The following is a 25,699-nucleotide window of genomic DNA, read 5'->3' as shown; positions in this document are numbered from 1 at the left end:
GTTCCATTTTAATGGACAATTCAGGAATATATGTTGGTTTAGACATCGGAACCACATCAATCAAAGTGATTATTGCTGAATCTGTTCAAGGTCAACTAAATATTATTGGCGTTGGTAGTGATCGCTCAAAGGGAATGAATCGAGGCGTTGTAGTCGATATTGATCAGGTTGCCGCTTCGATTCGAAATGCGGTCCGCCAAGCTGAACAAAAGGCAAATGTAAATATTTCCGACGTTTATGCTGGAATCCCTGCGAATATGCTGAGTATTGAGCCTTGTCAAGGGATGATTGCTGTAAGTGATGAGTCAAAAGAAATTACGGATCAGGATGTTCAAAATGTTGCTGCGGCAGCATTGATCCGTAACCTGCCACCTGAACGTGAAATTGTTGACCTTGTTCCAGATGAATTTATTGTCGATGGCTTCGATGGTATTAAGGATCCGCGCGGGATGATTGGTGTGCGGTTAGAAATGCATGGTATTTTATTTACATCTCCTAAGACAGTGATTCACAATATTAAAAAAAGTATTGCGAAAGCTGGTTTAAACCTGCAAAGTCTTGTCGTGAACCCACTTGCTCTTGGCACCGTTGCCCTAACGGATGGGGAACAAGACTTTGGAACAATTCTAATGGATTTGGGCGGTGGCCAAAGTACAGCTGCTGTTATTCATGATCATAAGCTGAAATTTACGCAAGTTGATCAAGAAGGCGGCGAATATATTACCAAAGATATCTCCGTTGTTTTGAATACTTCTTTTGAAAGTGCTGAAAAGATTAAACGCGATTATGGTAACGCCAACGTTGAGGCCACCTCAAAAGAAGAAGAATTTCCGGTAGAAATTGTTGGGCAAACGGATCAAGTGCTGATCAACGAACGCTACTTATCTGAAATCATCGAAGCTCGTGTCGAACAGATCCTGACACGTTTGGGTAAAGCCTTAAATCAGGTTAAGGCTTTTGATTTGCCAGGCGGTGTCGTCATAACTGGTGGTGTCACAGCCTTACCTGGCATCGTTGACTTGGCTTCCAAGATATTTGACCGCAATGTTAAAATTTACATTCCCGATCAAATGGGATTGAGACATCCATCTTTTTCTCAAGCTTATGGGCTTGTCAATTATGTTTCTAAACTTTCTGAGGTTGATCGACTCGTACACAGCCCAATCTCTAATGCTAGCGTGAATTATACTGCGATGAGTAGGCCATCTGCAGCAAGTACTATGGATCAGTCACAATCACCGAGACCCAAACAAACTATGGCCAAACAAAAAGTTGAACCGGTTCATGAGTCAGAAGTGCCCCAACAAGAGACACCTACTCAAGCTAAGCCGGCGAAGAAAAAGAAAAATCGTACTGAAAGTATTAAGAAGTTTTTAAATAACTTCTTTGAATAACCGTCACAGATTATTGTAGGAGGAAATTCTATGGAATTCTCATTGGACTCACGGCAAGATACCGGTGCGATCATTAAGGTGATCGGCGTCGGCGGTGCTGGAGGCAACGCTGTTAATAGAATGATTGATGAAGGCGTCCAAGGCGTCGAATTTATTGTTGCAAATACGGATGTACAGGCTTTGGAAAGCTCTAAAGCTGAAACTAAGATTCAATTAGGCCCCAAATTGACGCGTGGATTGGGTGCAGGATCGAATCCTGAAATCGGTGAAAAAGCTGCTCAAGAAAGCGATGAAACAATTCAGGAGGCTCTGAAGGGTGCTGATATGATTTTTGTCACTGCCGGTATGGGTGGCGGCACTGGTACCGGTGCAGCACCAATTGTTGCTAAAACAGCTAAGGATTTAGGTGCTTTAACGGTTGGTGTGGTGACGCGACCGTTTAGTTTTGAAGGGCCAAAACGTGGTCGTAATGCAGCAGAAGGTATCGCTCAATTAAAAGAGCATGTAGATACGTTGGTGGTGATTGCTAACAATCGTCTACTCGAAACTGTTGATAAAAAGACGCCGATGTTAGAGGCTTTCCATGAAGCGGATAATATTTTGCGACAAGGGGTTCAAGGTATCTCAGATTTGATCACAGCACCAGGTTACGTGAACTTGGATTTTGCTGATGTGAAAACTGTTATGGAAAATCAAGGATCTGCTTTGATGGGTATCGGTTCAGCCACTGGTGAAAATCGCACGACAGAAGCTACTAAAAAGGCAATCTCCTCGCCTTTATTAGAAGCCTCTATTGATGGTGCAAAGCAAGTTTTACTCAATATTACTGGTGGCCCTGACTTTTCACTATTTGAAGCGCAGGATGCCTCTGGTATCGTTGCTCAAGCAGCAACAAGTGATGTTAACATTATTTTTGGTGTTTTGATCAATGAAAATCTCGGAGATGAAGTTGTTGTTACAGTTATTGCAACGGGTATTGAAGACGAACTAGGCGCTGGGCATGCTAATGGCGGTCGGACCACACAAGGTAATGGTGTATCCGGAAATCGGGTACGGCCAACGAATCAAACTAACCGGCCAACGACAAATACTGATGAACCAATCCATACAGATAAGAATCAAGTACCGCATCAAGATGCTAAAACAACCGATCCTTTTGGTAACTGGGATGTTCGTCAAGAACCAAGTAAGGGCCACAGTCGCCGACCAGATCAAGACTTTGATAATGTTGAGAAAAAAGATTTTGATATTTTCCAAAGAACTGATGAACCAATTAATGATGATGATAACGATAGTACACCACCATTTTTTAAGCGTCGCAATAAATAATAACATCTTGTTCAAGGAGGGCTTGCATGATGGGATTTGAAAAAATAAGTCGCTTTTTTGGTATGAACGATGATGATTTTAACGATTTAGGTACAAACGAAACCGAGACACCAAAATCGGCCACAGTTAAAACAGCTTATGAGACGGTGCCACCGATCAGTCAAAGCACGAGTAAGACAAATGTGAACAATAATGTTGTATCGATGGATACTGTTAAATCAAATCAAACTACTAAAATCGTTTTGTTTGAACCACGAGTTTATTCGGATGCAAAAGAAGTTGGGACGCATTTGATCAACGGGCGTGCAGTTATTGTGAATTTCACACGTATTGATGAAAAACAAGCTAAAAGAATCCTTGATTTTTTGACGGGTACAATTTTTGCAATCAAAGGTGAAGTTCAACGTGTTGGTGATTGTATTTTCTTGTGTACGCCGTCTAAATTTGAGATTGATGGTTCAATTACAGATATTATCCGCAAGACAAAAGTGGATTAATTATTCAGAAAAATTTATGAGGTGAAAAATGTCATTACTGGCACTTTTATATATCGGCGTAAAATGGATATTTGATATTTATACCTTTTTGATCGTAATTTACACATTGCTATCTTGGGTTCCTGGTGCATACAACTCTAAGCTAGGACAACTGCTTGGTCGAATAGTTGGACCATTTTTAGGTGTCTTTGACCGTATTATTCCATCAATTATGGGTATAAGTTTTTCACCCATCGTTGCGATTTTGGCACTGCAGTTCATTGAGATTGGGTTGCTCAAGTTTCTAAGTATTTTCATGGTATAGATTAGTGGGGGAATCATGGATTTAGATATTTACCAGCATTTTAGAAAAGATGAGATACCTTTTATTGATCGTATGCGTGAGTTGATTGGCATTGTTGAATCTGAATATCGTCCGGTATTGACTGAGTTTCTTGATCCACGAAAAGTTTTTATTGTCCATAACTTGCCCGCTTTTGAAGGCTTGAAGATATATGAATTTGGTGGTTTTCAGCATGCGGAACAACGCCGTTTGATTTTAGCGCCAGATTATTATCAACCGGAAAATAAGGATTATGAGATTCAGCCGATCGAAATTCAATATCCAGAAAAGTTCGCTACTTTAAAACATGGACAAATCCTCGGAACACTGGCGAATCAAAGTGTTGATCGGCAACATTTTGGAGATATTATCACAGATGGTAGCCATTGGCAGTTTTTTGCGGATGCCAAAATGGCGGATTATATTATCACACAAATAACCAGTATTGGCAGAATTAAAGTTAGGTTAGAAAAGATTGACTTTGCAGACGTCATTTCGGCTCAGGTAGATTGGCTTGAAGAATCGTTGACTGCTAGTTCTCTACGTGTGGATACGATTGTTTCTGATGTGTTTAATATTTCCCGACAACGAGCCAAGCAAATGATTGAAACAAAACAAGTTAAGGTTAATTGGCAGGTAATTGAAAAGCCGGATTTTGATGTTCAAATGTTGGATATACTTTCGGTTCGCCACTTTGGTCGAGTTCAATTGTTAGCAAACCAAGGTGAAACTCGAAAGGGTAAAGTTCGATTAAGTATTCGAACCTTACGGAAATGATGTGTAAAATTTTGGAGGCATAAATTATGGCGTTGACACCAATGGATATTCATAATAAAGAGTTTAATGTGAGGTTTCGTGGTTATGATCAAGATCAGGTTAATGATTTTTTGGACCAGATCATTAAAGATTATGAGGCATTGTTGCGCCACAATGAAGATTTGGAGCGTGCTTTAAAAGATAATCAGGAGAAAGTGGCTTATTTTACTGATTTAAAGGACGCCTTGAATCAATCTATTATCGTAGCTCAAGATGCAGCTGATAAGGTTAAAACAAACGCTCAGCGCGAAGCAGAGATCATTCAAGATGATGCTGAGAAACAAGCTCGACAGTTGTTGAATGAGTCCACAGATAAATCAAATCAAATTTTACAAGATGCTTCTGAAAAGGCACGTCAAATTACAATTGAAACAGATGATTTAAAGAAACAAACTCGGATTTTCCGGCAACGGCTCCAAGTTATGTTGGAGTCGCAATTGGAGATTGTTCGCAGCCCAGAGTGGAATGAACTATTAAATGATGATCAGATCGATAATAGTGACGACCAATATAATCAACAATTAAATTATAGTGAAGATACAACAACCACACAGGATGCCAACAATTATGCTAGTGGCCAAGCCGAAACACACCAGGGCCATCAACAGGACTATAATTTTGATCAGAATCAAAGTACAGATGGTCAATATTCAAACTATGATCAAAGTACAGGTACAGCTGATCAAGCCAACCCAACCAAAACCTTAACACCTGATGATATGAATGTACCTAATCAAGATTATACTGCCGGACCAGACTATCAATTTGATGATTATAATCAGCAAGCCCAACAAGCTGATGATCAAACAGCTACCGGCTACAATCAGCCAACGCAGGGCACGGATACAGCTGCACCACAAGTTAATCCGGGAGATAGCGCACATACACAGCAACAAGATGGTAGTCCGGCCGCTCAACTGGATCCTGATTATTTTGACCAGAATCCGGAACAAAATCGGCCAACAATCATCTTTCCAGATGACCGAACAAGTGGTAAAATGAATGACAATAATCAAAAAGACACTAACGACACACATAATTAGCACATACTTAACAGCGACTCGGTAAATGGTGAAAGGCCGAGAAGTCACTGGCAATATTATATCAGTCGTTCTCGTCTTTGGTCTGAATTTTTGTAAGATCAAACGATTCATGGGCGTTATACCATGCTAAAGGGGAATTTTATTCCTGAATTTAGGTGGTACCGCGAAGATCTCGTCCTATAAATGACAAGGTCTTTTTTTATTACCAAATTTTGAGGAGGCAGTTTATGCGAGTTAAGGATACGTTAAATTTAGGCAAAACCAAGTTTCCAATGCGGGGAAATCTCCCCAACAAGGAACCTGAACGACAAAAGGCCTGGTATGAAAATGAAGTTTATGAACAACGTCAAAAGTTGAATGAGAGGAAACCAACTTTTATACTTCATGATGGCCCGCCATTTGCCAATGGTAATATTCACATGGGGCATGCGCTGAATAAGATCAGCAAGGATATTATTGTCCGTTATAAATCCATGCACGGTTTTCGGGCACCTTATGTACCTGGCTGGGATACCCATGGTTTACCAATTGAGCAAGAATTAACCAAACAGGGCGTGGATCGCAAATCTATGTCTATGGCTGAATACCGCGAACTTTGTCGCCAATATGCGATGAGTCAGATTGACAAACAACGATCCGACTTTAAGCGTTTAGGGTTGCTGGTGATTGGGATCATCCTTATATTACATTGCAGCATGAATATGAGGCCGAACAAATTCGCGTTTTTGGTAAGATGGCTGACAAGGGTTATATTTATAAGGGTAAAAAACCGGTTTATTGGTCGCCTTCTTCTGAATCAACTTTAGCGGAAGCTGAAATTGAATATAAAGACGTGAAGTCACCATCTATTTATGTTGCTTTTAAAGTTGTAGATGGTAAAGATTTGTTGGATACAGATACGGTCTTTATTATTTGGACAACAACGCCTTGGACAATGCCTGCTAACTTGGCTATTGCCGCAAATCCTAAGTTTAACTATATTCAAGTTGAAGCTGATGGGAAAAAATATGTCATTGCCGAATCATTGCTTGAACGCGTCAAAGAAGCATTAGGTTGGACGCATACACAAGTATTGCAAACGTTCAAGGGTACTGAACTAGAATATATGACAGCACAGCATCCTTTCTATGATCGGACATCACTATTGATTCTTGGGAACCACGTCACCCTTGATGAGGGTACTGGATTAGTGCATACCGCTCCAGGTCATGGGACTGATGACTTCTTCGTTGGTCAAAAATATCATTTACCACCGCTATCACCAGTCGATGAACAAGGGCGCTTTACTAAAGAAGCTCCTGGTTTTGAAGGTATGTTTTACGATGATGCTAATAAAGAAATCACTAAATTATTAGATGAAAAAGGGGCATTATTAAAACTCAGCTTCTTTACCCATAGTTATCCGCATGACTGGCGGACTAAAAAACCAGTTATTTTCCGAGCTACGACGCAATGGTTTGCTTCTGTAGCAGCCTTTAGAGACAATTTATTGAAGGCTGTTGAAGGTGTGTCTTATAAGCCTTATTGGGGTAAAACACGACTTTATAATATGATCAAAGATCGTGGAGATTGGGTCATTTCCCGGCAAAGAGCTTGGGGCGTACCGCTGCCAATTTTCTACGCTGAAAATGGTGATGCAATTATTACTGACGAAACGATCAATCATGTAGCTGATTTATTTGCCAAGTATGGTTCAAATATTTGGTTCCAACGAGAAGCAAAGGAATTATTGCCTGAGGGCTTTACTTATCCAGGTAGTCCCAATGGTAAGTTCACCAAAGAAAATGATATCATGGACGTTTGGTTTGATTCAGGTTCTTCTCATCAAGCTGTCTTGAAACAACGACCTGAATTAAGTTTTCCGGCCGATTTGTATTTAGAGGGTTCTGATCAGTATCGTGGTTGGTTTAATTCAAGTTTGATCACTTCAGTAGCTGTTACTGGCCAAGCGCCTTATCGGCAGATCCTTTCGCAAGGGTTTACCTTGGATGATAAGGGCCGCAAGATGAGTAAGTCATTAGGTAATGTGATTTCACCCAATGACGTCATCAAACAGATGGGTGCAGACATTGTTCGTTTGTGGGTTTCATCTGTTGATACTAACTCGGATGTCGCTGTTTCCATGGATATTTTCCGACAAACCTCTGAAAGCTATCGTAAAATCAGAAATACGATTCGTTTCATGCTAGCTAATACGAGTGATTATGAGCCCAAAACTGATCGAGTAGCTTATGCTGAATTAGGGTCGGTAGATCGGTATATGATGGTTCGCTTGAATCAAGTGATTAAAACTTGCTTAGATGCCTATGATCAATATGATTTTGCCACTGTCTTTAAGACGATTTCTAACTTTTTGACAAATGATCTATCTTCGTTTTATTTAGACTTTGCCAAAGATGTCGTTTATATCGAAGCTGCTGATGATATCAAACGTCGGCGCATGCAAACAGTCATGTATGATGTGGTTGTTGCTTTGACCAAATTATTGACACCAATCATTCCACATACAACTGAAGAAATCTGGAGCTTCTTAAAGGAACCTGAGGCATTTGTTCAATTGGCTGAAATGCCAGAACTAGAAACATTTGCAGATCAAGATGCTTTGTTGTCAGAATGGTCTAATTTTATGGCCTTTAGAGATAATGTTTTAAAGGCTTTGGAAGTTGCTAGAGATAACAAAGTGATTGGTAAGTCGCTTGAAGCATATGTGACAGTTTATCCAACAACACCAGTTAAAGATTTGTTAACTGCGATTGATAATGATGTGAAACAGATGTTGATTGTTTCCAAATTAACGGTAGCTGGCTCAAAATCAGAAGCACCTGCAGACGCTATGGACTTCGAAGATGTTGCCATTAAAGTTGAACATGCGCCTGGTGAAGTTTGTCAGCGTTGCCGGATGACACGTGAAGATGTTGGTCAAGATCCACAGTTACCAAATATTTGTGCGCGTTGTGCCAAAATATTGCATGAACATTTTGAAGATGCAGTCAAAGCAGGTTTAGAACCATAGATTTCAACGCGTATTAAGGTTAAAGATTGAAAGTATATTATAATGTGGAAAACCGGTCCAATAGTTTCTGTGACCGGTTTTTTTATGGCTATTTTTAGGAATATAGTAGTTTATTTTCAGTTAGCCCGATTTATTTAATTAAAAATCTATGATAAACTATTCTAAACCTATTTTTAGGAAGTGCGAAAATGGATATTCAATTAATCAAGGTTCACGGTTCTGGAAATACATTTTTTCTTTTAGATACAACAAAATTACCACGTCAATTGACAAAATCAGAAATTGTAGCCTTGACCCAAAAGTTAACGGATCATAAGAATGGCTTGCTCGGTGGGGCAGACGGCTTATTATTGGTTGGGGACAGTCAAAAGAATGACGCTGCTGGACGGATGCGGGTGATCAATGCGGATGGTTCTGAAGCCAGCATGTGTGGCAACGGATTACGGACTGTAGCACGGTACCTAGCACAAAAGAATCATGCTGAAAATTTTGAAGTCGAAACCATGTATCAAAATCTTCATGTTCAAAAAGCGCAAGATTTATTTACTGGTGTTTCAGCCTTTAAAGTTGAAATTTCACCCGTTAGTTTTGCAGCACAAGACTTGAAAATGCATTTTAAAGCTAAAGATCAGGTCATTGATGAAATTTTGCCTGAATTATCAGATACGTTAAAATTTACAGCAGTTGCCGTACCTAATCCGCACTTGATCAGCTTTGTGGATGACGCAACTTTGCAAGGTCCAAAATTAGAACGCATTGCGGCTTATTTAAATGGTGAGAATCCTTACTTCCCAGAAGGTGTCAATGTAAGCTTTGTGAATTTACGTGCTAAGGACGAAATTTTTGTCCGTACTTATGAACGTGGTGTTGGCTTTACCAATGCTTGCGGCACAGCAATGTCAGCCTCTAGCTTGCTAACAGCTCGTTTATATCCAGAATACGCTAATTTTGATGATACTTTGAGTGTTTATAATCCTGGTGGGATGGTCAAAACAGTGCCTCATAAAGATGGCAATCGTTACTGGATCGATTTAATTGGAAATGCCACGTTCCAAGACTATATTACACTTGACTTAAGTGCGGCATTAAAGCAAGACTTTACGGACGTTGAGGTTCAAAAGACAACAGAACAAAAACAATATCTTCAGTTTATTCAAACAATTACAAAGTGAGGTGTCCAGATGATAGGGACGGTAAAAACTTTTAATAAAGAAAAGGGATTTGGGTTTATTGAAACTCAAGATGAAGGTGATATTTTCGTTCATTTTGCGGCAATTATTGAACCTGGTTTTAAAACGCTCAATCCTGGTGACAAAGTAAATTTTGTGGTTGTACAGGGTTCAAGAGGCCCTCAAGCTGCTAATGTTTCCTTAGTTAAGTCGGATGAAGACTAAAATGGTATGATGAAAAAATAAAGTTGTTGCGGATTTTCAATTGATCATCCGTTACAACTTTATTTTTTGTTTCCTGTTTAAATTATTTTATTTTGAGGTAAATTTCGGCTATAATATCAAAGTTGCAAATTTATAAACGGAGGCAGTTCGATGGATCATGTAAAAAGTTACGTGGACGATAGTGACGTCCAAAAACATCGCTGGTGGATTCTGACTGCAGTGGGGATGTTTACTTTTATGTCAACTTTAGATGGCAGTATTGTCAACATTGCGCTACCAGTCATGAGTCGCGATCTGCGAGTCCCACTAAACCAAGTAGAGTGGGTCGTTTCGATATATTTAATTATTATCTGTGCACTGCTATTACTTTTTGGGAAAATTGGTGACAGTTTTGGCAAGATCAAAGTTTTTCGCTGGGGGACGTCTTTATTTATTTTGGGCTCTTTATTAGCCGGTTTTAACCATAGTTTATGGTTTTTGCTCTTTGCTCGAGTAGTACAAGCAACTGGCGCTAGTATGACGATGAGTACCAATAATGGTATTATTACAGAGATTTTTCCCATGCACGAACGTGGCAAAGCTTTGGGACTAATTGGGTCATTTGTTTCTTTAGGTAGTATTGCTGGTCCAGGGATTGGTGGGATTATCTTGGCCCACTTACCTTGGGGTTATATTTTCTGGATCAATGTACCCGTTGGTATTTTAACGATGATCATGGGACACTTCATGTTGCCAAAAGACCGATTCTTCAATAAAGTTAAAATTGATGTTCCCGGGTCTTTAACATTTGGGTTAACGATTGTTTTATTTTTCTTGGGTGTTTTCTTAGGTCAGGAAATTGGTTTTAGAAATTGGATCATTATTACATTGTGGGTAGTTTCTTTAATTGGTTTGTGGCGATTTATCCACGTTGAGCGGCATACAGAGCAGCCGTTGTTGCCATTCCATATTTTTAAAAATAAAAATTTCACCATTAGCTTATTAACGGCCATGCTGATTTTTATTGTCAACTTTTTCTTCAATGTTATCGGGCCATTTTATCTAGAAAATGCTCGCGGACTAGAACCTAATTACGCTGGATATATTTTAATGATCTTTCCGATTGTTCAAGTTGTAATTGCACCATTGGCTGGTAGTATATCAGATAAAATCGGACCTTATTTATTAACGGTGGTTGGGTTGATTGCTATTTTAATTAGTCAAATTGGCTATGCAGCGACGCAGTTAACGTCACCTTTGTGGTTCTTTATGGCAATGATTGGTGTTGTCGGGTTAGGTAACGGTATTTTTCAAGCACCAAATAATACCATTGTGATGAGCACGGTTGAGACTCAGGATCTGGGGATCGCTGGGGGCTTGAATGCATTAGCGCGAAATATGGGTATGATTATTGGCATTTCTTTATCCACAACAATTTTATTCGCAGCGATGAGTCATAAAGCAGGGTATCACGTGACCACTTATTTGAATCATCGGCCTGATATTTTTATTTATGGCATGCACATGGTCTTTATTATTTCCTCAGTGATCTGCTTGATTACGGCCGTTGTGACAATTAATCGCTGGCGTCAAAGCAGTCGAAACTTAACGAAATAAGTTTTTTGAGTGAGGTTGGTTCGAATCATCAAAAGCAAAGTTTACTCAAGAACATTATCTTTTGGCTTATAATTAAAATTAAATTCTGTGTCAATAACTAGGGGCCAGGAACAAAATTAATACTTTGTTCCTGGCCCTTTGTAGGCTAGCTATTAAATTATTGACCCGTGACATCTTTGGGCCCAGTTTGATCCGGTTTTTGCTTGGTCGTGATTTGTAAGAGTTGATCATGTAAATCATCTTCCATACGGTTTAATTCGAGTTCAGCGTTTTGCCGTTTTTCGCGACCTTCTTTTTGAATTTTTAATGTTTCTTGTAAAGTTTCGACTAAATCATTCTGGGTTTTTTGTAAGGTTTCAATGTCAATTACCCCACGTTCATTTTCTTTGGCGGTTTCAATTGAAGACATTTTCAGCATTTCGCTATTTTTCTTCAATAAATCATTTGTTGTTTCGGAAACCTGTCGCTGCGCCGTAACGGCATCCTTTTGCCGCAATAAAGTTAATGCGATAGCGACTTGATTTTTCCAAAGCGGAATAGCCGTATTGATGGACGCTTGAATTTTTTCGGCCAAGGCTTGATTTGTATTTTGAATCAGTCGAATTTGGGGTGCTTGCTGTAAAGTAACTTGTCGGGCTAATTCCAAGTCATAAGTCCGTTTTTCCAGACGATTTTTGAACTGTTGCAAATCTTGCACTGCTTGAACATCCATTTGATCTTGGGTAGTTTTGGCTTTTTGCTCGGCTTCTGGAATCAGTTGTTGATCCAATTCTTTAATTTTAACTTGACCAGCAGCAATGTAAATATTCAAGGCTTGGAAGTAAGTTTTGTTTTGCTGATATAGTTCTTCCATAGTGACATTATCAGTTAACAAACCATTTTTTTCATTATTTAATTTAGCGGCAATTCCATCGATTTGAGCACCAATTTTTTGATATTTATTTTGAATTTCAAAAATTGAACGTTTAACTTTGCCAAAAAGTTTTTTAAATACATTGCGATCTTCGGCTCGTAGTTCATCTGGATTTGCTTCATTTAAGCGATACATCAAGTCGGTCAAAGCATCGCCAATTTCACCCGTATCTTGTGATTGAACTTTAGTTAAGATGTTCTGTGAAAACTCACCTAACTGTTTTTGAGCCTGGGCACCATAATTAATGACACTGGTTGTATTGGTCGTATCGATCGATTTTGCAAGTTCTTGGGCCTTCTGCTGATCTTCAGGCGGCAGCTTTTCTAAAATGCTTGCATTAGATGCCGTTTGTTGCTTTGGGTTTACTTGAGGCGTTTGTTTTGTGAAAGGATCCGCCAATAAATCGTTCATTAAATCATCTGTGGTTGCTTGTTTATTCTGATTTTCAGCCATGTTGTTGCTCCTTATCGCGTTGATAGGTCTCATTGATCTTTTGCATTGCTGCGTCCATCTTATCTGCGTCTTTTTGTAGATCAGATAGACTATCCTTAGCAACGGACATTTCGTCGTCCATGTCATCCAAATCATCTGCGACAAAGGTAGTGTAATCTTTACGGATTTGGTTACCTAGATTTTTGATTACATCTAAGCTTTTTGCCAGCACTTCCCAAGTATCGGTAGTTTTGATCTCGTGATGAGAAATTTCGATATATTTGTCGCTTAATTTTGTAATCGTAGGCAAGTGCTTATATAAGAAGTCACTGGCTTCAGCCATACGCTGAGGTTCTTTAACGATTGCCGCAAACATTGATTTGGAAACTTTGATAATATCCAAGTTCAAATCGATTGTTTTTAACTTTGGCGTATCATTAATAGCTTTGTCTAAGTGACGGATGGTTTTTTCAGCCTCAGCCATTGTTTGCCGAAAGAAGACAATGTCGCTGTCACTTAAACCAGCTTGCTTATAGTGTTCCATTAAACGATGTGATAATTTACCTGTGGGTAAAGTTGCATCATCTGCAACTTTCTGGTGCCGCAATGCCCGCCGCTGGATGATATAAAATGGTAAACTGATGATGAAAACGGCAAAGCTGATCATTGCAACCATCATCGCTAAAAAGGGGATAGAACCCATATACCTAACTTGCATAAGGATACCACTGATCAATAAGACAATGACACTACCAATCAGAGTGTTTCTTATTTTTTTCATATTGTCACTCCTACATCTCTCTTGTTCTGTATGGCTTCATTTTAACACAGGGACTAAGCGCAAAAGTATAAGTCTAAAGGTGGATTTTTCCACCAACTAGGTGCTGATCTTTGCTTGAAATAAGCAAATATTGGGACCTTACATTTACAAATTCAGCGGACACTTGTAAGATGATAGAAGATAATGGAGGTCAAGTATGAATTTCGAAGAAAAAGTCATTAAAACACAGCCAATTTATCGTGGGGCTATTCTGAATTTAGATTTAGAAGATGTGCTTTTGCCCAATGGTAAAACAGCAAAACGTGAAATTATTCATCATCATGGTGCCGTTGCAGTTATGCCAATTGACCAAGATGGTAAGATGATTTTTGTGCGGCAATGGCGCGCACCAATGCAAAAAGAGACCTTAGAGATACCGGCAGGTAAAATTGATTTAGGTGAAAAAGATCCCCATAAAGTAGCCTTACGAGAGTTAAATGAAGAAACTGGATTATATACTGACCAGTTGCAGCATGTAACGGATTTCTATTCAACACCAGGATTTGCGGATGAATTTTTACATCTATATTATAGCGATCAGCTACAAAAGGTCACACATAAACGCAGTTTAGACCCCGATGAATTTTTAAATGTCAGTCACTTAACGTTTGCTGAAGCAAATGATGCAAAACAGGCAGGCTTGATTTGTGATGCCAAGACAATCATGGCTTTATATTATTGGGAAATATTGCGATTAAAGGGTGCGGTTCGACTTGATTAAATTAATGACTGCTTTTAAACAAAAATTTGCTGAAAGAAAAACAATTCGACAACGCCGAAAAACGGATCCAGACTTTAGATCTAGTGATGACCAACGTTTAGCTGCTGAAAAAGCTTATCAAAAACGAACTTTGAAAGAAAAATTAGCCTTAACAGGAGCTTATGCTGAAGAAAAGTCGTATACCTTGAAATGGCGCTTGAATTGGGCTATTTTAATTATTGGCTTTTTGACGGCTTTTGTTTATGTTATTTTATTTTTCGTTTAATCAAATTTAAATTAAGATTGGGTGGCAATTTTGAAATTAGGGATTATTTGTGCAATGCCGGAAGAAATCACCGTTTTGAAACAAAATTTGCAAAATACACATACGATAATCAAAGGAGGCGTGACGCTTTATTTTGGCGAGATTGGTACGCATGAGATCGTCCTTTGTGAAAGCGGTATTGGTAAAGTTCAAGCAGCTATCACAGCCACTTTGTTATTAGAAGCTATGCCGTTAGACGCATTGATCAATACTGGCTCTGCTGGTGGGATTGGTGCTGGCTTACAAATCGGAGAGACTGTGGTTTCAACTGGTGTAGCCTATACCGATGTAGATGTGACTGGCTTTGGCTATTTACCTGGACAACTACCTGATCAACCGCAGATTTTTCCAGCAGATAGCGTATTAGCAGACAAAATTGTACAGGCAGCCAAAGCTAAGCAGTTACCAGTTACGAGGGGATTAATTGTTTCCGGTGATCAGTTTGTCAATTCTAGTGACCGTATTCAGGAGATTCTAAAACAATACCCCAAGGCGCTGGCTAATGAAATGGAGGGTGCGGCTGTTGGTCAAGTAGCGACTCAGTTTGGTGTACCCTTTGTGATTATTCGCGCCTTGAGTGATGTTGCTGATGAAGCGGCTGCTACTAATTTTGATGATTTTATCATTCAAGCTGGCCGCCAATCAGCTGAGATTCTATTAAGCTTTTTGAAATGATATTAAGTATTGCTGCGAGTCGATAATGGTATAGGAGGTTATTATGGAACATATTTATTTAGATAATGCTGCCACAACACCCATGGCACCAGAAGTCATTGCCGAAATGACAGACCAAATGGCGCATGATTTTGGTAATGCTTCCAGCACCCATTACTTTGGGCGTACCGCTCGAGCTGTTTTGGATGAGAGTCGGCACATTATTGCCCAGAGTATTCATGCTAAAGACGATGAGATCATTTTTACCTCTGGTGGCAGTGAGAGTGACAATACGGCAATTGTACAAACGGCGTTAGCCAATCAAGCTAAAGGTAAACACATTATTTCAACTCAAGTAGAACATCCGGCAGTTTTGAAATCTTTGGCCTATTTGGAATCTTTAGGTTTTGAAGTGACATACTTACCAGTTGATAAAACAAATCATATCGCTTTAGCTGATTTCAAAGCGGCGTTACGACCAGATACTATTTTAGTAACGGTCATGATGGGCAACAATGAGACTGGTGCACGCATGCCGATTCAAGAAATTGGGGCCTTATTGCAAAATCACCAAGCCGTTTTTCATACGGATGCTGTTCAGGCTTATGGATTGCTACCCATTGATGTTGAAAAAATGCATATTGATTTATTATCCACTTCAGCACATAAAATTAACGGTCCCAAGTTTATTGGGTTTTTATATGCCCGCACAGGACTTAATTTTATGCCTTTAGTAAAGGGCGGCGAACAAGAACATAAACGGCGCGCTGGGACGGAAAATATTCCTGCAATTGCTGGCTTTGCTAAAGCGGTGACTTTAATTGATGATACGGAACGTGCCAACCGGCAATCCAAGTACCATCAGTTTAAATTACAGATCACGCAAGCGCTAGATGCGGCTGGGATTGACTATGGTATCAATGGCACGTTAGCTACCGATGATTTGCAGCATGTGATGAATATTTGGCTGAAAGGCGTACCAACTAATGTTTTACAGATGAATTTGGATTTAGCTGGTTTTGCTATTTCTGGCGGTTCTGCATGTACAGCTGGTAGTTTGGAACCTTCCCATGTTTTAACAGCCATGTATGGTCGTGAAGCACCACAAGTTGCTGAGTCTATTCGGGTTAGTTTTGGTGCTCAGACAACGACTGAAGAAGTGGCTAAGTTTAGTGAACAATTGATTCAGAGCGTCAAAAGTTATTTAACGAAGCAAAAAAGTAAAATTGGGGGTTAAGCAGTGATGGCATTAACAACGACGGCAAAAGTTCAAGGCTCACCAGTAACCTATGCTTTAAGTCCAGAAGTGAAACGTTATACTTTACGAGATACAGGCTTTGTGCCGACACGCAATGGTAATTTTCAATTAGAGCGGCCTTTGAATGGCGATTCGCCTTATGCTGGTGGCTTCAAATTGAAGATAACGGTGGATAAAGATTTAAAGAAGTTAAAGCTATCGATTACTGATAATTCTGGCTTGCATCCAATGAATATTTTTAAGGATCCTAGTAAAACTCAAGCAATTATTGATCAGTTTAACTTTGTAATTCAAAATCTGCTGGATCGTGAAGTTTTAGCTATTAAATAATACTTGACACCTTTGTTATAATGTAATGTACTGGTGTTCGCGACCTTCAAATCGTAGAAAACTAGAATTTATATGAAATGATGGTGAATTTTATGGATAACAGCCAAACGCGTGTTGTTGTCGGTATGTCAGGCGGTGTGGATTCATCTGTGACGGCGCTTTTGCTCAAGCAGCAAGGGTATGATGTCATTGGTGTGTTCATGAAGAACTGGGATGATACCGACGATGCTGGGGTCTGTACAGCAACAGAGGATTACGAAGATGTAGCGAAAGTCGCTGCTAAAATCGGCATTCCTTATTATTCAGTTAATTTTGAAAAAGAGTATTGGGATAATGTATTCGAATATTTTTTAGATGAGTATCGTCACGGGCGGACGCCAAACCCTGATGTTATGTGTAATAAGGAGATCAAGTTTAAATCCTTTATGAACTATGCAATGGATCTGAATGCTGATTATATTGCAATGGGGCATTACGCACAAACTCAAAAAGATGAAAATGGCACGGTGCATTTATTGCGTGGTGCTGATCAAAATAAAGATCAAACTTATTTTTTAAGTGCTTTAAGTCAAGATCAATTACAAAAAGCGATGTTTCCAATTGGAAATATGCAGAAAAAAGATGTCCGAAAGCTTGCGGAAGCAGCTGGTTTAGCCACAGCACATAAAAAAGATTCAACCGGTGTTTGCTTTATTGGTGAGCGTAACTTTAAGAAGTTTTTGGGTGAGTTTTTACCAGCACAGCCAGGTGTCATGCAGACACCAGCCGGCGAGATCATGGGTGAGCACTCTGGCTTGATGTACTACACGATCGGGCAGCGTTCTGGCTTAGGAATCGGTGGCAATGGTAAGTCTAACGAGCCGTGGTTTGTCGTTGGCAAGGATCTGGATAAGAATATTCTTTATGTGGATCAGGGCTTTGATAACCCACATTTGTATGCGACAAGTCTAGATGCTAGCAAGCTTACATTTATGACACCTGAGGCTAAGCCAGATGTCTTCCACTGCACCGCTAAGTTTCGCTATCGTCAGCAAGATGTGGGCGTGACGGTTCACTTATTAGCTGACGGCAAAGCTAAAGTAGAATTTGATGCACCCGTTCGAGCAATTACACCTGGACAGGCGGTCGTTTTCTATGATGGTGCTGAATGTCTTGGCGGTGGCACGATTGATGCTGCTTATAGTGCTGAGAAACAATTACAATATGTTTAGAATTTAATGGTTTATGATTTAAAATAAACTAAATTAGATCTATTGAAAAAGTGTGTGATCACTTTATTCAATAGATCTTTTTTAGTTTGTATCTGGTTGCACGTTTCAAAATAGTTGAGTTGTAGTTGTCATTTTTGAATCGCTTATTTTTTTGCACCGTAATTATTGGTATAATGGGACTATTACGATATGTACATAAGTGTCATTAATTTAAATAGTATAAGGTAAGTGAAGAGGCAGATCATGACGAAATTATATTTTATCAGACACGGTAAAACTGAATGGAACTTAGAAGGGCGTTATCAAGGCGGTCAAGGGGACTCACCATTGCTGCCACAAAGTTATCGTGATATTGCCAGTCTGGGTCATTATTTGAGTCATATTAAATTTGCCCGCCTGTATACAAGCCCTTTATTACGGGCCAAAATGACAGCCGTTTATTTAAAAGAGGCCTTAGGACAAGATTTTCCGATTATTATTAATGAAAATTTACGCGAATTTAATTTAGGTAAAATGGAAGGTATGAAGTTCACGGAGGTTGCCCAACGTTTTCCAAAAGAATTGGCTGCGTTTCGACATGAGCCAGCAAATTATAATCCAGCGCGAATTAGTGGGGAAACCTTTCAGGCGTTGATTGATCGGATGCAACCGGTCGTTAAAAAAGCGGTACGTCTTGATAAAACCGGTCAACAAAATATCCTCTTCGTCAGTCATGGTGCCGCGTTAGTAGCTTTGATCCAGTCCTTATTAGGCACGCCAATTGCAAATATTCGTAAAAATGGCGGTTTGACTAATAGTAGTGTCACCATCATTAAAACCCAAGATCATGGTCAAAAATTCCAGCTGGTTAAATGGAATGATACTGAATTTTTGAAACACCGGTTAAATGCGACGGATACAATTTAGTTAGGTGAATTTATGAATAAGCAAGCAGAAAAATTATTTAATCAGGACGAAAAGCAGAAGGCCGTTCACGTTTTAGTACAAGCAATTAATAATGAGCCAGAACAAATTGAGAATTACTTGCAATTGAGTACGTATTTAACACAGTTACAGGATGTTGAGCAGGCAGAAGTGTTATTACAGAAAGCAATTGGTAAATTTGGCGCGCAAACCGAGCTACTTTATAATTTAGGGGTTGTTTACTATGAAGCGGGCCGTTATGATTTAGCTCAAACCGAGTTTGATAAGTTGAACCAACAAGACGCAAATTTTGATAATAATCTAATGTTAGCGCGTATCTTTTTTAAGACGAAACAATATGCAAAGGCAGCAGCTTTTGCTTTGACAGCTACTGAAAAAGCACCTCAAAATTCGGCGGCTTATTTGGTGTTAGCGGATAGTTTATTAAGTTTGGGACAGTTATCTCAAGCGAAAACTTTTTACCAAAAAGCGTATCAGTTAAAACCAACTGATCTAGATGCTTTGTTTGGGATAGGCTTAATTGACTTTGTTCGTGACCACGATCAAACTAAGTTATTAGCTGTGAAAGCTAAAGATGCTCAGTACTATGCTAGCAAGCAAACTCAATTAGTGGCAATTGAAAAAATGATTCGTGATCAAAAAGATAAACGTTAGGAGGGTGGCAATGGCAGATGCAATTCAGCAATTATGGCTGACGGGGACTGTTAGTAGTATTTTCTTTCAAAACCCAGAGAATTTTTTTAAGATCTTATTGATTAAAATCAAAGATCATAATTTGCCGAATTTTCATGAAGATGAAATCGTAGTTACGGGTAGTTTTGGTGATATTAAAGAAGATCAAACCTATAAGTTTATTGGGCACCCAATTGATCATCCTAAATATGGGTATCAGTTTAAAGCAGACAACTATGAAACGCTAACCCCCACTTCTAAAGAGGGGCTAGTAGCATATCTATCTGGCAATCAATTTAAGGGTATTGGCCCTAAAACAGCCGAGAAAATCGTTGATCGACTGGGTGTAAATGCGATTGATCAAATCATTAAAGATCCAACCTGTTTACAAAACCTGGGTTTATCACGCCAGAAACAAACGGACCTTGTAGCTGCACTACAAGCTAATGTTGGTATGGAGCGCGCAATTATCAGTCTAAATGCATTTGGTTTTGGGAGTAGTTTAGCGACACAGATTTATCAGAAGTATCAAGAGGACACCATTCGTGTGATTACTGAGAACCCTTACCAGTTGGTTTATGATATTACCGGCGTCGGGTTCAAACGTGCTGATAGCATTGCTGAAAAACAAGGGATTACGGCTGATGCGCCTGAACGTTATCAAGCGGGTATTTTACAAGTGTTAAACGATTTAACTTTTCAGGCGGGAGATACATATACGGATGCAGGGCGTTTATTGGATGAAACTCTACATTTGTTAGAATCCAGTCGGCCAGCGCCGGTGAGTGAGGATCAAATAGCAATTGAAATTCAAAATCTTGCCAAAACAGGTAAGATTATTTCTCAAGATCATCGATTATATCCTGAATTTCTTTTTCGAAGTGAGTGGCAAATTGCTGAGCATTTAAAGCGGTTAACTCAAGAACGACCCGAAAAAATTGAGCCAACCGTTTTAAAACAATTGATCCAACAAGCCGAGCAGAGCTTAGGGATTCAATATGATGCCGCACAACAATTAGCGATTCAACAAGCTTTGGAAAGCCCGGTTAGTTTACTAACAGGGGGACCAGGCACCGGTAAAACAACGGTTTTAAATGGCATCGTGGTTTGTTTTGCACGCTATTTTGAATTTTCCTTAGATGTTAATGAATATAAAGATACTCCTTTTCCGGTTTTGCTAGCAGCACCCACAGGACGAGCAGCTAAGCGCATGAGTGAAACAACGGGATTACCGGCGAGCACCATTCATCGGCTGCTAGGCTTAAATGGACGTGAAGAAAATAATCAAGATTTAGAAACAAATGATTTGGATGGTAAGTTGTTAGTGGTTGATGAGATGTCAATGGTAGATACCTCATTGTTTCGCCAGTTGATCAAATCGGTTCATTTGGGAATGCACGTGGTGCTGGTTGGTGATAAAGATCAGCTGCCATCTGTCGGACCAGGCCAAGTTTTTGCTGATTTGTTAAATTCACAAGCACTGCCCAGTCAAGAGCTAGAGCAGATTTATCGTCAGGATGAAAATTCTTCAATTGTCGAATTGGCCCATGAAGTTAACGAGGGTGTCATTTCAGCCGACTTTTTCAAAAATCAAAGTGATCGTAGTTTTATTAAATGTCTACCGAATCAAATTCCAGATGTCATCGCGCAAGTTGTTGCGAAAGCAAAAGCACGTGATTTTTCAGCTAAAGATATGCAGGTGTTGATTCCAATGTATAAGGGTCCAGCTGGCATCGATCACTTGAACCCATTAGTACAAGATATTATGAATCCTAAAAAATCGGATCGCAGTAAAGAAGTCAAGTTCGGTAATTTTATTTATCGCATTGGTGATAAAGTATTACATCTAGTGAATAGCCCAGACTTAAATGTTTTCAATGGTGAACTCGGACAAATCGTTGCCATTACTTTGGCCAAAGAAAATACAGACAAAGTTGATAAAATTACTATTGATTTTGAAGGGACTGAGGTGACGTATAAACGTTCCGAATGGAGCCGATTTACCTTGGCTTATTGTACGTCGATCCATAAAGCTCAGGGAAGTGAATTTCCGTTAGTTATTCTGCCGTTAGTGATGCAATTTCGCCGTATGTTGAAACGCAATCTTTTATATACTGCTATTACTAGAGCAAAGGCGTTATTGATCATGGTAGGCGAACCTCAAGCGTTTGAAACAGCCGTTCATGCGTTGGCAAACACGCGTAAAACGAGTTTGGTGCTGCGCATGCAGAGTATTTTTACAAGTACTTCAAAGCTAAACGAAGCGGCTCGGGTTGAAGCTGCACCGCTAAAAGCAGAATCAAGCACCATAACTAATTCTGTTGATGAGCCGCTTTCTCAGAAATTAACACCTGAATTGATTGATAACCAAACGATTGATCCTATGATTGGTATGGGTGGTCTTTCCCCGTATGCGTTTTTGAAATAGGAGTGAAGATGATGGACAAAGATAACAATATTCGGCAACAATTGCATATCAAGTCAGTACCGGTGGCAGACGTTGATCAATTTAATGATCTATTGCGGTATGTTTTTCAAGTCACCAATCAAGACCTCTTGGAGAGCGGTTATGAAGAGGGAGAATTGGTGCGGGCTAAACAACCGATTCTGGAAAAATCAGATGTGATCGGGTGGTACAATCAAACACAATTAGTTTCGCAATTGGCGATTTATCCTTGCGAGGTCAATATTCATGGTAAAGTTTTTAAAATGGCTGGTCTAACAGGTGTTGGCACTTATCCTGAGTATGCAGGTCATGGCTTAATGCACGACCTTGTAAAAGTTGGGTTAGAAAAGATGCGGGACAATCAACAGTGGATTTCATATTTATATCCATATAGCATTCCTTTTTATCGTAAGAAGGGCTGGGAGATCATGTCTGATCATTTAACTTTTGATTTGCGCGATACTCAATTACCAAAACCAGTACCAGTGACCGGCCACGTTGCACGTAAGGAAATTGACGATTTTGATGTTTTAGATACTTATGACCGCTTTGCTCACCAGACGCACGGTGCAATGATCCGCGATCAGTTAGCTTGGGATGAATATTGGCGTTGGGAAAATGAAGAAGAGCGTACTGCTGCCGTTTACTATGATGAAAATCAGGTGGCTACAGGTTATGTGATTTATTGGATTGCCGAAGAAGTTTTCCATCTCAAGGAAATGATTTATTTAAATCAAGAAGCCCGGGTTGGCCTTTGGAATTTTATTAGTGCCCATTATTCGATGGTGGAACATGTCAAGGGGCATATTTATAAAGATGAACCTATTGCTTTTTTGATGGATGCAGGGGATATCAAAGAAACGATTGAACCGTATTATATGGCGCGGATCGTTGATGTGAAGGATTTTCTTAAGGCTTACCCCTTTGAAAATATTACGGAAGATATTAGTTTTGAAGTGACTGATCCGATGGCAGCATGGAATAATGGTTTATTTCATATTCATGTGAATCGTGATGGTAAATTATCGATCAATCAAACCAGTGCCAATGGTTACGTGGTCAAAGTAGATATTCAAACTTTGACGGCGATGTTGATGAGTTACCGGCGGCCATCCTATTTAGCTAGTATTGAACGTCTGCAGGCCTCAAAAAATGCCATCAAGTATTTAGAAAACATTATTCCAATAGAAACACCGTATTTTTCTGATTATTTTTGAACACTTAATAGTAAGTGCGTCATTCCGTTTTGCCAAGTGAATCACGGGTTTTAAGGAGGTTGTTTATGTTTGAACGTGGGGCCATTGTTGTGCACGGTGCAACTCAAAATAATTTACAAAATGTGAATTTGAAGATTCCTAAATATGCGATCACTGTTTTTGCGGGTTTATCTGGATCGGGAAAATCTTCTTTGGTTTTTGATACGATTGCGGCCACTTCAAGACGAGAATTGAACGAGACCTTCCCCAGTTTTACCCAGCAGTATTTACCTAAATATGGCCAGCCACACGTCCAGCAAATTGATAATTTACCAGTGGCCATTGTGATTGAGCAAAAGCGGATCGGTAAAAATGCCCGGTCCACGTTAGCAACTTATACAGGAATTTATTCGCTTTTGCGTCTGTTATTTTCTCGAGTTGGTCAGCCGTTTATTGGTTATTCGGATACTTTTTCATTTAATTTACCGCAAGGGATGTGCCCCACATGTCAAGGGCTCGGCTACGTAGATGATATTGATGTGAAAGCACTTATCGATCCGAATAAGTCGTTAAATCAAGGAGCAATTACATTTGTCAGTTTTGGACCCAATACCTGGCGCTGGCGCCGTTATGTGGATAGTGGTCTTTTTGATAATGATAAATTACTTAAAGATTATAGTGAAGCGGACTTACAGCTGCTATTATATGCACCCCAGCAGCGCTTAAAGAATGCACCAGCTGCCTGGCCACGAACAGCACTTTATGAGGGAATTGTCCCACGAATCCGCCGTTCGATTATTGGTAAAAGCGAAGCCAAACATCATCAGGAAGCTTTGGCAAAAGTAGTGACACGACGGGCATGTCCGACTTGTCACGGGACACGGCTGCAAGCTAAAGTGTTAACTTGTAAGTTGAATGGTAAAAATATTGCTGAAGTATTGGCGATGGATTTGGTCCATGTACTGCAATTTCTGCAGGCGGTTGAACAACCCCTGGTCCAAGATTTGATTCGGGAAGTAACCACAAAAATTCAGTCTTTGATTGATATTGGTTTAGGCTATTTGACCCTTGACCGAGGGACAAGTTCACTATCTGGTGGCGAAACACAACGGATTAAAATTGCTAAGTTTTTGACTAGTGCCTTAGTTGATATGGTTTATATCTTAGATGAGCCCAGTGTTGGATTGCATCCACATGATATCCAGCTGATCAAAAACGCATTGAAACAATTAAAGGCCAAGGGCAATACGATTCTGGTCGTAGAACATAACCCTGAAGTGATGCCGATTGCCGATTATGTCGTAGAAATGGGGCCAGAAGCCGGTGTTGCCGGAGGAAAAGTGACCTTTACTGGGACTTATCAACAACTGCTGGCCAGCAACACGCTGACGGGCCAATATCTAAAGCAGCCGCTTAAATTTCGTCGACCTCGCAAGATCAAAGATACGATTTCATTAGCACACGTGACCACACATAATTTAAACAATGTCACTGTTCAAATACCATTAGGTGTGGCAACGGTTATTTCTGGCGTTGCCGGTTCTGGGAAAAGCTCGTTGATGGATGCCTTACGTTCAAAGTTAAAGGATACCTATATTGATTTAACACAAGGAGCAATTGGTGTAAACATTCGTTCAACGCCAGCTACTTATCTCGCTATTTTAGATGATATCCGGCACTTATTTGCCAAAACCTCAGGTCAGTCTACAAGTCTTTTTAGTTATAATGGCAAGGGCGCTTGTCCACGCTGTAAAGGGAAAGGTGTCACAATCACTAATATGGCTTTCATGGATCCAGTCGTACAGACATGTGAAAAGTGTCAGGGTCAACGTTACAATGCCAAAGCACTCAGCTATCAGTATCATGGTAAGAATATCAGTGACGTTTTGAATTTGCCTATTGAAATGGCTCTACCTTTTTTTCACGGGATTGCAAAAATTGAACATAAGCTGGTTAACATGAAAAAAGTGGGGTTAGCTTATTTAACATTAGGTCAGCCGTTGACGACACTTTCAGGCGGTGAATTACAACGTTTGAAATTAGCCGTTCAGTTAAATTTAACTGGCAGAATTTATTTATTAGATGAACCCACCGCTGGGCTGCACATGAAAGATGTGACTAAGTTGAGTCATTTATTTGATGAATTAGTGGCTGCGGGTAACACGTTAGTTATCGTTGAACATAATCTAGCAATCATCAGTCAAGCAGATTGGCTGATCGATCTTGGTCCAGGAGCTGGTCGGTATGGCGGTCAAGTGCTATATGCGGGTGTGCCTGAAGCTGCTCAGAAGGTCATTGATTCTAAAACTGGTGTTGCGATGAAACAATATAATGCTCAGCGAAACTCCTAAATATATAAAAATCCTAATTCGAATGACTGTGTGCGTCAGCGAATTAGGATTTTTTGTGTCCGT

At 39.7% G+C, this 25,699-nt stretch carries 20 protein-coding genes and 3 pseudogenes; 21 read left to right on the top strand and 2 right to left on the bottom strand.

Annotated elements, in window-relative coordinates; genetic code table 11:
* Positions 1-11 precede the first annotated feature (11 nt).
* From ftsA to ACNAN0_RS07620, 10 genes and pseudogenes are all read left to right on the top strand, one after another.
* Positions 12-1,394, top strand: coding sequence for a cell division protein FtsA (gene ftsA, locus ACNAN0_RS07665; RefSeq protein ID WP_230912535.1), 1,383 nt, complete (start codon positions 12-14; stop codon positions 1,392-1,394).
* Positions 1,395-1,424: 30 nt separating this feature from the next.
* A pseudogene (ftsZ, locus tag ACNAN0_RS07660) lies at positions 1,425-2,384 on the top strand (cell division protein FtsZ); the annotation flags it as partial.
* 368 nt (positions 2,385-2,752) lie between these two features.
* The gene (locus ACNAN0_RS07655; protein WP_230912555.1) at positions 2,753-3,220 is read left to right on the top strand and encodes a cell division protein SepF; all 468 of its coding nucleotides are present in this window, start codon (positions 2,753-2,755) and stop codon (positions 3,218-3,220) included.
* 28 nt (positions 3,221-3,248) lie between these two features.
* Positions 3,249-3,524: a YggT family protein gene (locus ACNAN0_RS07650; RefSeq protein WP_230912533.1), complete on the top strand. Its 276-nt coding sequence runs from the start codon at positions 3,249-3,251 to the stop codon at positions 3,522-3,524.
* A 15-nt stretch (positions 3,525-3,539) separates the two neighbouring features.
* Positions 3,540-4,319 (top strand): RNA-binding protein, encoded by a 780-nt coding sequence (locus ACNAN0_RS07645; RefSeq protein ID WP_416353030.1) that lies wholly within the window; start codon positions 3,540-3,542, stop codon positions 4,317-4,319.
* A gap of 26 nt (positions 4,320-4,345) precedes the next feature.
* Positions 4,346-4,843, top strand: a pseudogene (locus tag ACNAN0_RS07640) (DivIVA domain-containing protein); the annotation flags it as partial.
* Between the two features lie 785 nt (positions 4,844-5,628).
* Positions 5,629-8,414: pseudogene (gene ileS / locus ACNAN0_RS07635) on the top strand (isoleucine--tRNA ligase).
* Positions 8,415-8,602: 188 nt separating this feature from the next.
* Positions 8,603-9,586 (top strand): diaminopimelate epimerase, encoded by a 984-nt coding sequence (gene dapF, locus ACNAN0_RS07630; protein ID WP_416353029.1) that lies wholly within the window; start codon positions 8,603-8,605, stop codon positions 9,584-9,586.
* Positions 9,587-9,595: 9 nt separating this feature from the next.
* Positions 9,596-9,808, top strand: coding sequence for a cold-shock protein (locus ACNAN0_RS07625; protein ID WP_416353028.1), 213 nt, complete (start codon positions 9,596-9,598; stop codon positions 9,806-9,808).
* Positions 9,809-9,958: 150 nt separating this feature from the next.
* On the top strand, positions 9,959-11,404 hold the full coding sequence (locus ACNAN0_RS07620; protein WP_416353027.1) for an MFS transporter: 1,446 nt from the start codon (positions 9,959-9,961) through the stop codon (positions 11,402-11,404).
* Between the two features lie 157 nt (positions 11,405-11,561).
* On the opposite strand, the gene ACNAN0_RS07615 is transcribed toward ACNAN0_RS07620, so the two are convergent.
* The gene (locus tag ACNAN0_RS07615) at positions 11,562-12,770 is read right to left on the bottom strand and encodes a toxic anion resistance protein (protein WP_416353026.1); all 1,209 of its coding nucleotides are present in this window, start codon (positions 12,768-12,770) and stop codon (positions 11,562-11,564) included.
* A complete protein-coding gene (locus tag ACNAN0_RS07610) occupies positions 12,763-13,530 on the bottom strand; it encodes a 5-bromo-4-chloroindolyl phosphate hydrolysis family protein (RefSeq protein WP_230912526.1) in 768 nt (255 codons plus the stop codon). The genes ACNAN0_RS07615 and ACNAN0_RS07610 overlap by 8 nt, the downstream gene beginning before the upstream one ends.
* Before the next feature lie 196 nt (positions 13,531-13,726).
* Here ACNAN0_RS07610 and ACNAN0_RS07605 point away from each other — a divergent pair, with 196 nt between their 5' ends.
* From ACNAN0_RS07605 to ACNAN0_RS07555, 11 genes are all read left to right on the top strand, one after another.
* Positions 13,727-14,290 carry an NUDIX hydrolase gene (locus ACNAN0_RS07605; protein WP_230912525.1) on the top strand — a complete coding sequence of 188 codons (564 nt, stop codon included), beginning with the start codon at positions 13,727-13,729 and terminating at the stop codon, positions 14,288-14,290.
* 4 nt (positions 14,291-14,294) lie between these two features.
* The gene (locus ACNAN0_RS07600) at positions 14,295-14,555 is read left to right on the top strand and encodes a hypothetical protein (protein ID WP_416353025.1); all 261 of its coding nucleotides are present in this window, start codon (positions 14,295-14,297) and stop codon (positions 14,553-14,555) included.
* A gap of 27 nt (positions 14,556-14,582) precedes the next feature.
* Positions 14,583-15,269: a 5'-methylthioadenosine/adenosylhomocysteine nucleosidase gene (locus ACNAN0_RS07595; protein WP_230912554.1), complete on the top strand. Its 687-nt coding sequence runs from the start codon at positions 14,583-14,585 to the stop codon at positions 15,267-15,269.
* Between the two features lie 43 nt (positions 15,270-15,312).
* Entirely contained in the window at positions 15,313-16,485 is a 1,173-nt protein-coding gene (locus tag ACNAN0_RS07590) for a cysteine desulfurase family protein (RefSeq protein WP_416353024.1), read from the top strand.
* Between the two features lie 6 nt (positions 16,486-16,491).
* On the top strand, positions 16,492-16,836 hold the full coding sequence (locus ACNAN0_RS07585; protein ID WP_416354182.1) for a DUF1831 domain-containing protein: 345 nt from the start codon (positions 16,492-16,494) through the stop codon (positions 16,834-16,836).
* 77 nt (positions 16,837-16,913) lie between these two features.
* Positions 16,914-18,047 (top strand): tRNA 2-thiouridine(34) synthase MnmA, encoded by a 1,134-nt coding sequence (mnmA, locus tag ACNAN0_RS07580; RefSeq protein WP_416353023.1) that lies wholly within the window; start codon positions 16,914-16,916, stop codon positions 18,045-18,047.
* Positions 18,048-18,290: 243 nt separating this feature from the next.
* On the top strand, positions 18,291-18,953 hold the full coding sequence (locus ACNAN0_RS07575) for a histidine phosphatase family protein (RefSeq protein ID WP_230912520.1): 663 nt from the start codon (positions 18,291-18,293) through the stop codon (positions 18,951-18,953).
* A 12-nt stretch (positions 18,954-18,965) separates the two neighbouring features.
* Positions 18,966-19,625: a tetratricopeptide repeat protein gene (locus ACNAN0_RS07570; RefSeq protein WP_416353022.1), complete on the top strand. Its 660-nt coding sequence runs from the start codon at positions 18,966-18,968 to the stop codon at positions 19,623-19,625.
* Positions 19,626-19,635: 10 nt separating this feature from the next.
* On the top strand, positions 19,636-22,071 hold the full coding sequence (locus ACNAN0_RS07565; protein ID WP_416353021.1) for an ATP-dependent RecD-like DNA helicase: 2,436 nt from the start codon (positions 19,636-19,638) through the stop codon (positions 22,069-22,071).
* A gap of 8 nt (positions 22,072-22,079) precedes the next feature.
* Complete coding sequence (gene eis, locus ACNAN0_RS07560; protein ID WP_416353020.1) at positions 22,080-23,306, top strand: enhanced intracellular survival protein Eis; 1,227 nt, start codon at positions 22,080-22,082, stop codon at positions 23,304-23,306.
* Between the two features lie 65 nt (positions 23,307-23,371).
* Positions 23,372-25,636, top strand: coding sequence for an ATP-binding cassette domain-containing protein (locus tag ACNAN0_RS07555; protein ID WP_416353019.1), 2,265 nt, complete (start codon positions 23,372-23,374; stop codon positions 25,634-25,636).
* Positions 25,637-25,699: the final 63 nt, after the last annotated feature.

The organism is Agrilactobacillus fermenti (assembly GCF_047943045.1).
GTDB classification, from domain to species: domain Bacteria; phylum Bacillota; class Bacilli; order Lactobacillales; family Lactobacillaceae; genus Agrilactobacillus; species Agrilactobacillus fermenti.
The sequence above is the reverse complement of the archived record's forward strand: the minus strand, read 5'-3'. Positions and strand labels throughout refer to the sequence as shown.